This is a genomic window from Terrabacter sp. BE26 (genome assembly GCF_041941675.1).
Taxonomy (GTDB): domain Bacteria; phylum Actinomycetota; class Actinomycetes; order Actinomycetales; family Dermatophilaceae; genus Terrabacter.
In genome coordinates this window covers 3,502,165-3,514,201 of the sequence record NZ_CP090122.1, presented here as the reverse complement: position 1 = coordinate 3,514,201, position 12,037 = coordinate 3,502,165, and the positions used below count along the sequence as shown (strand labels likewise).

Annotated in this window: 10 protein-coding genes and 1 riboswitch; of the genes, 1 reads left to right on the top strand and 9 read right to left on the bottom strand. The window is 71.0% G+C overall.

From position 1 onward, the window contains the following. Window positions 1-301: 301 nt before the first annotated feature. The gene (locus tag LQK93_RS16085) at window positions 302-1,501 is read left to right on the top strand and encodes an alpha/beta fold hydrolase (RefSeq protein ID WP_374968780.1); all 1,200 of its coding nucleotides are present in this window, start codon (window positions 302-304) and stop codon (window positions 1,499-1,501) included. 112 nt (window positions 1,502-1,613) lie between these two features. Here LQK93_RS16085 and LQK93_RS16080 read toward each other — a convergent pair whose 3' ends face one another. The 9 genes from LQK93_RS16080 to LQK93_RS16040 all read right to left on the bottom strand — a co-directional run bounded on the left by LQK93_RS16080 (window position 1,614) and on the right by LQK93_RS16040 (window position 12,034). Further along, window positions 1,614-3,254 carry an RNA polymerase sigma factor gene (locus tag LQK93_RS16080; RefSeq protein ID WP_374968779.1) on the bottom strand — a complete coding sequence of 547 codons (1,641 nt, stop codon included), beginning with the start codon at window positions 3,252-3,254 and terminating at the stop codon, window positions 1,614-1,616. A 403-nt stretch (window positions 3,255-3,657) separates the two neighbouring features. Further along, complete coding sequence (locus LQK93_RS16075) at window positions 3,658-4,056, bottom strand: universal stress protein (protein WP_374968778.1); 399 nt, start codon at window positions 4,054-4,056, stop codon at window positions 3,658-3,660. 195 nt (window positions 4,057-4,251) lie between these two features. Beyond that, complete coding sequence (locus tag LQK93_RS16070) at window positions 4,252-5,502, bottom strand: homoserine O-acetyltransferase (protein WP_374968777.1); 1,251 nt, start codon at window positions 5,500-5,502, stop codon at window positions 4,252-4,254. A gap of 14 nt (window positions 5,503-5,516) precedes the next feature. Beyond that, a riboswitch (SAM riboswitch) is annotated at window positions 5,517-5,630 on the bottom strand. 112 nt (window positions 5,631-5,742) lie between these two features. Continuing rightward, window positions 5,743-7,308 (bottom strand): DUF4192 domain-containing protein, encoded by a 1,566-nt coding sequence (locus LQK93_RS16065; protein WP_374968776.1) that lies wholly within the window; start codon window positions 7,306-7,308, stop codon window positions 5,743-5,745. A 182-nt stretch (window positions 7,309-7,490) separates the two neighbouring features. Then, on the bottom strand, window positions 7,491-8,330 hold the full coding sequence (locus tag LQK93_RS16060; RefSeq protein WP_374968775.1) for an inositol monophosphatase family protein: 840 nt from the start codon (window positions 8,328-8,330) through the stop codon (window positions 7,491-7,493). Next, window positions 8,327-9,094, bottom strand: a complete 768-nt coding sequence (locus tag LQK93_RS16055; protein WP_374968774.1) for a glycerophosphodiester phosphodiesterase — start codon at window positions 9,092-9,094, stop codon at window positions 8,327-8,329. Before LQK93_RS16055 ends, LQK93_RS16060 begins: the two co-directional genes overlap by 4 nt. After that, window positions 9,091-10,230 (bottom strand): ABC transporter ATP-binding protein, encoded by a 1,140-nt coding sequence (locus tag LQK93_RS16050; protein WP_374968773.1) that lies wholly within the window; start codon window positions 10,228-10,230, stop codon window positions 9,091-9,093. Before LQK93_RS16050 ends, LQK93_RS16055 begins: the two co-directional genes overlap by 4 nt. Next, window positions 10,227-11,036, bottom strand: coding sequence for an ABC transporter permease (locus LQK93_RS16045; protein ID WP_374968772.1), 810 nt, complete (start codon window positions 11,034-11,036; stop codon window positions 10,227-10,229). The genes LQK93_RS16050 and LQK93_RS16045 overlap by 4 nt, the downstream gene beginning before the upstream one ends. Next, entirely contained in the window at window positions 11,033-12,034 is a 1,002-nt protein-coding gene (locus LQK93_RS16040) for an ABC transporter permease (protein WP_374968771.1), read from the bottom strand. The genes LQK93_RS16045 and LQK93_RS16040 overlap by 4 nt, the downstream gene beginning before the upstream one ends. Between the last annotated feature and the right edge of the window lie 3 nt (window positions 12,035-12,037).

Here is a 12,037-nt window from a genome sequence, read left to right as displayed (position 1 = left end):
GGGCAGGGCCATGACGGAGCGGGGTCGGCCTTCAGGCGGCGCCCGCAAGCACCCCGAGCAAAGAAGTGCGCCATGGCTGTCTTCTCTCGCTGGTCCTCTCCGTCCGTTCCGCCCGCGGCGACGACGAACCCGGGCAAGACCTCCGACCAGACGCAGTCGGGTGGGCCCCGACCCGGGCGTCGCGGTCGCCTGGGATGGATCGTGGCCGCTTCGCTGGCGGTCGGGGTCCTCGTCGCGCTGCTCCTGGTCGGCGCGCCGTTCGTCCCGGTGACCGAGAGCGCCATCACCGCCGCGGTCCTGCTTGGGGTTCGCGACCGGCTGGACGATGCTGTTCTGGCTCTCGAGCCGCTTCAGCGACCAACCGCAGCGCTGGGCCGCGGTTCCCGCCACCTTCATGGGCGCTGGCGGGCTCCTGCTGCTCGCGTTCGACTCGACGCACGAGGTGCTCGGCTGGATCTGGCCCCCGGCACTCCTGGGGCTGGTCGTCTGGATGGTGGTGCGGGTGCACCGGGACATGCGCAGCCGCGGAGGACGGGTCCAGCTCTACGCCGTGTGCGCCGTCCTGGCCCTGTGCGCGATCGGGGGCGGCTGGCAGACGCTGAGCCAAGCCACCACGACGAACCCCTTCCTGGCGTCCGGTCGCCTCGTCGACGTCGGCGGACACCAGCTGCGCCTGGACTGCACCGGCTCCGCAAGCCCCACGGTCGTCCTCGAACCCGGGGCCGGAGGCACCTCGGCCAGCATGGGCTGGATCGCCCCGGCCGTCGCCAAGCAGACGCGGGTGTGCGTCTACGACCGCGCCGGCCGTGGTGGCAGCGATCCGGCGGACAGCCCACAGAACGGCGCACAGGTGGCCGCGGACCTGCACACGCTGTTGCACCGGGGCGGCGTCCCGGGCCCGTACGTGCTCGCCGGACACTCCTTCGGCGGCCTCTACGTGCGCACCTTCGCGGCCCACTACCCCGACGAGGTCGCCGGACTCGTGCTCATCGACTCCACGGCGTCGGAGGGACCCGCCACGTCCGTTGTCCCCGCCGCGACCGAGGACGGGTCCTACGACGCCATCGGCCGGTTCGCCACGCTGGCAGCCCTCTCGGCCGACGTGGGACTGGCCCGCCTGTACGGCACCCTCACCGGCGGCACCCTCCCTCCCCGCAACGAGGAGCAGCTCGTCTACGACAGCGCGCAGGCGCACACGGTGCGCAGCGTGGTCGAGGAGTTCCTGCGCGGCGGCGCCGCGAGCCGGGAAGCTGCGTCGCTGCAGGACTTCGGCGCCAAGCCCCTGTACGTGCTCACGGCGGGGTCCGGGAGCGACGCGACCTGGATGGCGCACCAGAAGGCGTCGGCGAGGCTGTCCACGAACAGCGCGCACCAGGTCGTCGACGGCGCCGACCACCGGGGTCTGCTCGACGACAGGCGATATGCAGCCGAGACCAGCAGAGGTGTCCTCGCCGTCGTCAGCTCGGTCCGTAACGGCCAGCCGCTGTCGACCCACGAATGAGCCCGACCGGCGACGCGGACGTCCATCGCATCCGTGCGCCGTCTGAAGGGTGCAGGTCAGGCGCCCGAGTGGGGCGCCTGACCTGCGAGATGTGGACGTGCCAGCGGGCCGGTCAGTCCAGGTAGTCGCGCAGCACCTGGCTACGGCTCGGGTGACGCAGCTTGCTCATCGTCTTGGACTCGATCTGGCGGATGCGCTCACGCGTCACGCCGTAGACCTTGCCGATCTCGTCGAGGGTCTTCGGCTGACCGTCGGTCAGCCCGAAGCGCATCGACACGACGCCGGCCTCGCGCTCGGAGAGCGTGTCGAGCACCGAGTGCAGCTGCTCCTGCAGGAGCGTGAAGCTCACGGCGTCGGCGGGCACGACCGCCTCGGAGTCCTCGATGAGGTCACCGAACTCGCTGTCGCCGTCCTCGCCGAGCGGGGTGTGCAGCGAGATCGGCTCGCGGCCGTACTTCTGGACCTCGACGACCTTCTCGGGGGTCATGTCGAGCTCCTTGGCGAGCTCCTCCGGGGTGGGCTCGCGCCCGAGGTCCTGCAGCATCTGGCGCTGCACGCGGGCGAGCTTGTTGATGACCTCGACCATGTGGACCGGGATGCGGATCGTGCGCGCCTGGTCCGCCATGGCACGAGTGATGGCCTGGCGGATCCACCACGTCGCGTAGGTCGAGAACTTGTAGCCCTTGGTGTAGTCGAACTTCTCGACCGCACGGATGAGGCCGAGGTTGCCCTCCTGGATGAGGTCGAGGAAGAGCATGCCGCGCCCGGTGTAGCGCTTGGCGAGGCTGACGACGAGTCGGAGGTTGGCCTCGAGGAGGTGGTTCTTGGCCTTCTTGCCGTCCTGGGCGATCCACCAGAGCTCGCGCTTGAGCTTCATATCGATCTTCTCGCCGGAGTTGAGCTTCTCCTCGGCGAACAGGCCGGCCTCGATGCGCTTGGCGAGCTCGACCTCCTGCTCTGCGTTGAGGAGGGCCACCTTGCCGATCTGCTTGAGGTAGTCCTTGACCGGGTCGGCCGTGGCTCCGGCCGTGACGACCTGCTGCGCCGGGGCGTCGTCCTCGTCGTCGTCGCGGATGACGAAGCCGGACTCCTCCGCCTCCTCGGGCTTGGCTGCTGCCGCAGCCGGCGCGGTCTCGTCGGTGTCGTCGGACTCCTCGGCGTCGTCCGCCACATCGGCGACGACTTCGACCTCCTCGAGCTCGGAGACCGGCGCGTCGTCGGGCTCGACGTCGGCGTCCTCGTCGACGTCGTCTGCACCAGCGGCAGCGCCGACGGCGTCAGCGCCGGTGGCCTTCTTCGCAGCCGTCTTCCTGGCGGTCGTCTTCTTCGCAGCAGGCTTGGCAGCCGCCTTGGCGACCCCCGCGTTGGTCGTGGCCTTCTTGGCGGTACGGGCGGCGGGCTTGGTCGTGGCCGCACCCTGCTCGTCGTCGCCGGACGCCTTGGGCGCCGCCTTCTTGGCGGCGGTCTTGGTGGTCGCAGCGGTCCGCGTGGCGGACTTCGTCGCCGCGGCCGTGCTGGTCCGTGCGGTGGCCACAGTGCCTCCCTTGGTCCCGGTTCGGGTCTTCTTCGTGGTGGAGTGCGGTGCGTCGACGACGATCTCGATGTCGTGGGCCTCGAGGGTGGTGAGGACCGGCTTCATCTGCTTCAGGTCGAGCCCAGCATCGACCTGCGCCCGCGCGATCTCCGTTCCGGTGATCGTCCCGTTGGTGCTGCCCTTGACCAGGAGCTGCATGATCGCCTCGTGCTGGAACACCTTAGGCAGGGTCTTGGGAGCTCCAGCGGTTGTTGCCTTGGGCACGGATGCAGTCGCCTTTCGTCGCAGGTCTCGTCGGGTGGGTGCGCCGGTTCCGGGCATGCATCATCACAACGAGCGAAGATTGGGGGTTGGTGCCCGGAGGAGCGTGGCCTGTCGGAGTCGGTCCCTGTACGAGCTCTCAGTGCGCCTTGTGCGATCCGGTACCCAGACATTATAAAACGGCGCGACGCATGGAGGCGAACGCACACCGAACACCGGGTGCCGGACGCCGGTTTCTTCTGCGGCGCAGGTGGAGGCCCGGAGAGTCTGCGAGGGCAGCCGGACGCGGCGAGCGCGCCCCGGCCCTGACGTGGCCGCGGCGCCTGCGGTCCGCTCGGTGCCCGCTCGGCGTGCAGGGCTCTCAGTCGCCCTTGACGGCCAGGACGGGACAGCTCGCGTCGAGCAGGATGCGCTGCGCGTTGGAGCCGAGGATGAGCTTGCCCACCGGGCTGCGGCGGCGCAGGCCGATGACGATGAAGTCGGCCTTCTCCTCCTCGGCGACCGAGATGAGGTCCTCGGCCGGATCGTTGCCCCGGACGAGCTGGCGCACCTCGTGCTCGAGGCCCTTCTCCTCCAGGAGGGCCTGCACGCGGTTGAGCTCGGTCTCGAAGTAGCTGGCCTCCGCCGCGTCGAAGTCCTTCCCGCCTCGGTGCGAGCTGACCACGACGAGCTTCGCCCCTCTCAGGACGCACTCCTCGGCGGCTCGCTTGAGCGCCGCGCGACCTTCCTTGGTGGCGACATAACCAACGACGATGGCCACTTTCCCGGACCTCCTTTGGGACGGAATCAACCAGTGCTCGCACCGTACCCGATATCCCCACCTACAGCGCGGTGCCCGGAGCCCTGTGGCGACCCGTGTTCGGCGGGCGACGGTGGTGCTCCTCGCACATCGGCCGTCGCGGTGGACGGTCGGTCCGAGCCCCCGGCACCCGCGCCGCCTCCGGCGCCCGGACGCTCAGTGTCGCGGACGCGCGAGGGCCTCGCGGACGATGCGTCCCACCTGGTCCTCCTCGATGAGGAAGCCGTCGTGGCCGAAGTCGGAGACGATGTGCTCGCGCTTCGACGCCGGCAGGGCCTCGTGGAGCTCGTCGGAGAGCCGAGGCGGGTAGAGCCGGTCGGTGTCGACCGAGACGACGGTGCAGTCGGCGGTGACGCGGGACAGCGCCGTGCGCAGGCCACCGCGGTCGCGGCCCACGTCGTGGGAGTTCATCGCCTCGGTGAGCACGACGTAGGAGTTGGCGTCGAAGCGGCGGGCCAGCTTTCCGGCATGGTGGTCGAGGTAGGACTCGACCGCGAAGCGGCCCCGGTCGCCCGCCCGCAGGGGGTCCTCACCCAGCTGCGCCTCGCGCCCGAAGCGCCGGCCCAGTTCACCCTCGGTGCGGTAGGTGATGTGGGCGATGCGCCGGGCGAGGCCGAGGCCGGTGTCTGGTTGGTGACCGGTGCCGTAGTAGTCGCCACCCGCGAAGTGGGGGTCGCTGCGGATGGCCAGCAGCTGGGACTGGCACCAGGCGATCTGGTCGGCCGTGGCGTACGCGGTGGAGGCCAGGACGATGCACCGGTCGACGCTGTCGGGGTGGCCGACCGCCCACTCGAGCGCGCGCATGCCCCCCATGGACCCTCCGACGACTGCGGCGACCCTGTCTATCCCGAGCCCGTCGAGCAGCAGCCGCTCGGCGGCCACCTGGTCGCGCACCGTGACATACGGGAAGCGGCTCCCCCAGGCGCGGCCGTCGGGCGCGGGACTGGAGGGACCCGTGCTGCCCTGGCAGCCGCCGAGGACGTTGGAGGCGACGACGAACCACTGCTCGGGGTCGACCGGGCACCCGGAGCCGATGAGCGAGTTCCACCAGCCCGGGGAGACGTGTCCCGGGCCGGCCTCTCCGACCACGTGGCTGTCGCCGGTCAGTGCGTGCTCCACGAGGATGACGTTGTCCCGCGCCTCGTTGAGCCGACCCCACGTCTCGTAGGCGATTCGCACCCCGGGGAGGACACCGCCGCGTTCAAGCTCCAGGTCTCCGACGTCGGCGAACCGGCGACGGCCGACGGGGTCACCGTCGGCCCAGGCCGCGCCGGGACGGCTCGTGGCCGGGCGGTCGCACTCGGCAGACGTCGAGGAAAGGGATAGCTCGCCCACGCGCCCGGTGCCGCCCTGGGGAGCCGGGCGCAGGGGCCGTCGTGTGCTCTGCGTCCGGTGGGTGACGGTCATCGGAGTACTCCTCGTGCTCGCGCTTGCTCACACCGGGACGGGTGCGGCCAGGTCTTCACCCGGGGCACCCCACCGCGAAGGAGGGTTGCCGACCAGCGAGCCGGGGCTTGTCGCTGGTACTCATGACCTCGGACCACCATACGCGAGGCCCTGCCGGGCTCGGAGGTGGCGTTCCACGTCATGGACGCCGTGGTGAACCGCGCTGGTGCAAGGCCTTGATACCGGGCCCGCCGGCCCACGTCAGGCGCACCGAGGCGGGCGGATGCCGTGGTCCAAGGACTGGCGAACGAGCCGGCAGAGCCGGTGCTGCGGTTCGAGCTCGAGTGCCCGGTCGACGGCGACGCCGGAACGCGCCCCGTCGCCGCACCACCAGGCGACGGATGCCACCACCGACAGCAGCGGCGCTGCGTGTGCCGCGGGGGTCAGCCGACACACCTGCTCCAGGCGGGCCAGCAGCAGGCGTGGCGCGAGGGCCTCGTCCCAGCCGTCGAGCCCGCCCAGCTCGTCATCCTGCTCCCATTCGTCCACCGCCTCCGCGTCGTCGAGATCCGCGAGCTCGTCGACTAGGTCGACCTGATCGACCTCGTCCGTCTCGTCGAAGGCGGCGAGCGCCTCCAGAGCGCCCAGGGCCTCGAGCTTCCTCATGACCTCGTGCCACCCCTCCAGCGAGCGGTCGTCGGACGGGTCGGACGGGTCGGCGGGAGCCTCCGCAGACCAGGCGTCGAGCCCGTCGTCCCGGGACCGGGCCGACTCGATGGCCAGCAGGTCCTGCAGGGCTCGCACCATCTCGACGTCCGGGTCAGGCTGCATCGAGCCACCAGTGCCGCGCGCGGCCGGGCCCTCCTGGCTCTCAGCGCCGAGACTGCTTCCACCGGAGGGCCGCGACGGGTGAGAGCCGTCGCCCGCAGGCGAGACCTGCAGGGACGGTCCGAGCATCCCCTGCAGCAGGACCACCAGCTCGTCGGGGAAGCCGTCCAGCGGCACCGCGCCGGGGCAGAGCCAACCGATCAGTGCGTCGCGGAACTGCAGGTCGCGCAACGGCCCGACGAGCGAGGGCACACAGTCAGGGAGGGCCGAGTCCTCGATGTCGCCGTGCAGCACCCCCGCCCACGCGGACAGCGAGTCGGTGATCAAGAGCCGACGTTCGGCTGGATCACCTCCGTCGACCACCGTGAGGTGGGACTCATGGCCGCGCGTGCGTGGGCGGGTGCCTCGCCGGTCCGGGCTCAGCGGGGCGCGGGAGACCATCCCACCGTAGGCGGCATATCGCTGTTGCCAGTCGTCGACGCCCGCGAGGGCCAGGTCGTGGCCGGGGCTCGTGCGTGCGAGCGGTTCCACGAGTCGGGTCAGGTCGTCCCGGTCGGACAGGACCGCATGCCCCAGCGCCACGTAGTCGGCGACCGCCGGCACGTCGGCCTGCTCGGGCAGGAGCCATCCCTCGTCAGGGCAGCAGTCGCAGCCCACGGAGCGCCAGCGGCCGCCACGGACGAGGAGACGTTCGCGCACCACGACGCGATCCCACTCGACCACATCCGTCAGCGCCTCGAGCAGCGGCAGGGACTCGTCCGGGACGTCCTCGAAGGCGACCAGGGCGACCGACGAGGGCTTGCCGCGCAGCAGCGTCGGTGCGGTCTGGCTGGCCGCCTCGACCGCCAGCTCGGCCCCGACGATGTCGAGACGGGCCACGAGACCGAGGCGCTTGCCGTGGAAGCAGACGACCACGACGCTCCGCACCGGCTGGAACCCAAGGTGGAAGGGGATGATGGTCAGCAGCTCGGCCGGCCCGGACAATGAGATCTTCGGCATGCACCGAGCCTCGCCGCTGCCCTCAGCCAGGGACAGCCCCGTCGGCTTGCCTGTGGACGAGAGCAGGGCACGCCGAGGAGGTGTGGATCGAGCGCCGCGCGGTTCGCCGCGTCCTGGGAACACGTGCTTGCTCACGCTGTCCGGGGTGAATACCGCCACGCTCGAGCCGGTTCCCCCTCCGGTCAGGGCATGCGAGGTCGCGGGCGAAGGAGAGCTCGGAGGGCGGCATCCACCCCCGGAGCAGCAACGGAGAAGGGCCCCGGCACCGGCCACCGAGTCTCCCGACCGGCGACGTCGCGAACCACGGCGCCTGCTTCCGCCGACAGCAGGAGCGCCGCGAGGTGGTCCTCCGGGTGGAACTCCCCGATCACCGCACCGGCCGCCCGACCCGCACCTACCGAGGCGATGGCCAGCGTCCCAGAGCCCATCACGCGGCTCGTGCAGTGCTGACCGGCGAGCCCCTCGAGCAGCTCGACCATCCCGGGCCACGGCACGTGCGAAGCCCATTCGGTGAGAACCACCTGCCCCTCCGGGGTCTGCACAGGCGAGGCCCGCACTGCCACGACACTGCCGTCGGGTCGGCGCTGGTGCGCCCCGCCGTCGGCCCGGGCCGTCAGCACCTCATGGCGCCAGGGGTCGCCGACGACGCCCACGAGCGGTACGCGACCCACCGAGAGCGCGAGGGAGAACGAGGTCCACGGCAGTCCCGACGCGAGGTTGGTCGTGCCGTCGACGGGGTCGCACCACCAGGTGGGGCCGCCGCCGTCGAGGTCAGCGCTCCCACCGAGCTCCTCCCCCACGACAACGTGGTCGGGAAACGTCCGCGCCAGCAGCGCCCGCACCGCCTCCTCGGTGGCCACGTCGATGTCGGTGACGACGTCGGCGGGGTGCGCCTTCGTGCGCGCGAGCCCCCGTGGCACGTCGCGCATCACCTGCGCCGCGAGCTCGGCGCACTTCACGGCCACCTCGAGCGCATGCCCCAGGTCGATGCCGTATGCCGCCGCGGCAGCTGCTGGGCTCACCGCGCCAGGGTCTGGTTCCACCGGGCCACCTCCTGCACGACGAGGTCGACCTGGTTGCTGATCACCGCATCGGCCCCCTCGTGCAGCACCGTCGCGATGGTGTTCGGGTCATCGACCGTCCAGCAGCACAGCGCCAGCCCGTGGTCGGACGCCCAGTCGCGCACCGGGCCACCCACGGCCTCCCAGTGCGGGTTGAACGCCTCGGGCCGCAGCTCGGCCACGAGCTCGTCGGAGGGCAGCCCGTCGCGAAGCTGCTCGCCCCACGAGAGGAAGATCCTGGCGTTCGGGTCGGCACGGCGCACGGCGCGGAGGGCGTCGATGTGCCCGCACCAGACGACCTGCGTCGGCCGCACCTCGCCCGCTGACGCGGCCCGCGTCACCGTCGAGAGGGCAGCCGAGGCCCACTCCCCGGAATCCATGTCGATCAGCAGGCCGACACCCGTGCCGGCTACCGCTTGCAGCACCTGCTGGAGCCGCGGGATCCGCATCGACCCCCCACTGGGAAGGGCACCGACCGCGTCCACCTCGTGCACCGTCAGCTCTCGGATGTCGCGCTCGACCTCCCACAGTCGGGCGAGGTTGTCGTCGTGCAGGACGACGCTCACCCCGTCGGCCGTCGTCTTGACGTCGATCTCCACGAGGTCGGCACCGGCGTCGATGGCGCGCCCAACAGCCTGAAGAGTGTTCTCCCGGTGGGTGACCGGGTCGCCGCGGTGGGCGACGGCGAGGGCACGGCCGCCACCGGCCCGGGGGTCGATGGTCACAGCAGACGCCCGTCGCGGTAGACCAGCACCCGTCGTAGGCCGATCCTCACCTGCCCCCGCGGCTGCGCGACTGCGGCAGCGTCCGCGTCGACGTAGGCCCGAAGCGTCGCCCCGGCGACCACCAGCACGACCTCGGTGAAGTGGCCACGGGGGATGATCCGGTCGACGACCGCCGAGGCGTCAGCGTTGCCGACGAGACCCGTGACGACCACGTCCTCAGGTCGCACGGTGAGGGTGTCGTCGGCAGCGCTCGATACCGCCGGGTGCAGGTTCGTCGATCCCATCGGCAGCCGCACTTCGCCCGCGCTGCCGCTGAGGACGACGACCGGCTCCGCGGCGTCCCCCTCGAGTCGGCCGCGCAGCGTGTTGGTCGCGCCGACGAATCCGCCGACGAAGGTCGTGGCCGGCGTGCGGTAGAGCTCGGCGGGTGCGGCGTACTGCTCGATCCGCCCCGAGTTCATCACCGCAACCCGGTCCGACATCGAGAGCGCCTCGTCCTGGTCGTGCGTGACGACGACGGTCGTGATGCCGAGCCGCTGCTGGATTTCGCGGATGTCCTCACGCACGCGCACCCGGAGTTTGGCGTCGAGGTTGGAGAGCGGCTCGTCGAGCAGGAGCACTTGCGGCCGCTGCACGAGCGCCCGTGCAAGGGCGACCCGTTGCTGCTCGCCACCGGAGATGCGCGCCGGCCGCGAGCGCACGTGGTGGGTGAGGCCGACCAGCTCGAGCACCTCCTCGACCTGGGTGCGGATCTGCGCCTTGGGCAGCTTGCGCAGCCGGAGCGGGAAGGCGACGTTGTCGAAGACCGACATGTGCGGCCACAGCGCGTAGTTCTGGAAGACCATCGCGGTGGGCCGCCGCTCGGGAGGCAGGCCGGTGACGTCACGGCCCTCGATGGTCACCGCCCCCGCATCGGGCCCGAGGAAGCCCGCGACCATGCGCAGCGTGGTCGTCTTGCCGCAGCCCGAGGGCCCGAGCAGGCAGACCAGCTCGCCCTTCGCGACCCGCAGGTCGAGGTCGTCGACGATGGTCTTGCCCCCCAGCACCTTGCTGACCCCGCGCAGGACGAGCCCGTCGGCCGCAGCCTCCGGCACGGCGGCCTCCTCGGCGGTGTGGGGGTGGGCGGTCGAGGTCATCTGATCTGGAACCCTTCGGCGAGCTGACCGCCCATGACGTGCTTGCGGACGAGCAGGAGCAGGGCCGCCGACGGGATGGCCAGGAGGATGGAGAACACGGCGGACACCTGTGGCGGGTAGTTGAGGACGAGGGAGTACATCTGGGTCGGCATCGTCACGTAGTCGGGGTTACCGACCAGGTAGGTGCCCTGCGCCTCGTCGAAGGAGGCGAGGAAGCTCATGATGAGCGCGACGACGATGCCGGGGGCGGCGAGCGGGAGGGTGACAGTGCGTAGCACCGTGATGCGCCCCGCCCCCGCGTCACGGGCCGCCTCCTCGTAGGCGCGGGGGACGGCCGCGAAGGCCGCCGCCGGGATCCACGTCATGAAGACGACGGTGCCCAGCAGGTGGATGATCACGACACCGGAGAAGGTCGACATCAGACCCAGCGTGTAGAACAACGAGGCCAGGGCCACGAAGAGCCCCATCTTGGGGAAAGCGTTGGTGGCGAAGAGGCCGATGAGGAAGAAACGTCTTCCCGGGAAGTCGAATCTGGCGAAGGCGTAGGCGGCGGGCAGACAGATCAGGGCCGACACCGCCATCGTGACCAGGGCGAACTCGAAGGACAGCACCACCGAGCCCTTGAGGTTGGGGTCGTCGAAGACCGCCTGCCACCACGACAGCGTCCAGCCGTCCGGGCCGAGCGACGGGTAGCTCCAGCTCGTGGCAAAGGCGCGGACACCGAGCCAGATCAGGGGTCCGAGGATGAAGACGCCGAGCACGGCGAGCAGGACCACGGTCAGGGTCTGCCCGCTCGCGCGCCTCACGACTGTTCCGTCGCCGTGGGGTCCGAGGCCCCACGGTAGTTGGCCCACACGTAGACCACCCCGAAGCCGGCGGCCACGACGAAGACGACGACGGCCATCACCACCGAGGCCTGGGGCAGGTTGTAGGAGGTGAAGTAGTCGGCCATGTCGACCCCCAGCATCTTCGGCGCGTTCGGCCCGGTGAAGTAGGGCACGGTGAACGACCCCAGCGTGCCGATCGCGGTGAAGGTGCCAGCTATTACGGTCGGCACGAGCGCCATCGGCGCGACGACGCTCCATACGACCCGAGGTATGGACGCGCCAGCGTCACGACCCGCCTCGATGAGGGCGTCGGGGACCGCCTGCACCCCCGAGACGATCATGAGCGTGGCGAACGGCAGGTGGGTCCAGACGAGCCCGATGACGACGGCGGTGGTGGTGTAGCCCCAAACCGGCGCGGTGAGGCCGAGGTGCGAGGCGACGGAGCGCACGAAGCCGTCACTGGAGTAGAAGGTGAGGATCGCCCACGACGCGATGACGACGGGGATGAACATCGGCACGACCGCGAGCGCCGAGAGCATCCTGGAGGCCCACGTGTCGGTGAGCCGCACGTAGAGGGCGATGACCCATGCGAGCACGAGCACGATCACCGTCGTGAGCAGCGCGACCACGACGGTGACGACGAGGTCGCGGCGGAAGCGGTCGTCCGCGAAGAGCTGGGTGTAGGCACCGAGGCTCTGCTTCCACCAGGCGTCAACCGTCACCTGGTCCTTGGCGATGAGGCTGACGGTGGCGTTGGGACCACCGGTGTGTCCGAGGCTGTAGGCAACGGCGACGAGAATCGGGAAGCCGACGAAGACCGCGACCAGCAGCAGGGGCGGGCTCGCGAGAAGCAGACCGGTCAGCCGGTGGCGCCGGCTCGGGCGCCGTGAGGAGGCGGTTCCGGGCGGGACGCTGCCGGGAGCCACCACCCCGGACGCGACGGTGTCAGGGGAGACGGTCGCCGCCGGGACGGTCACCGG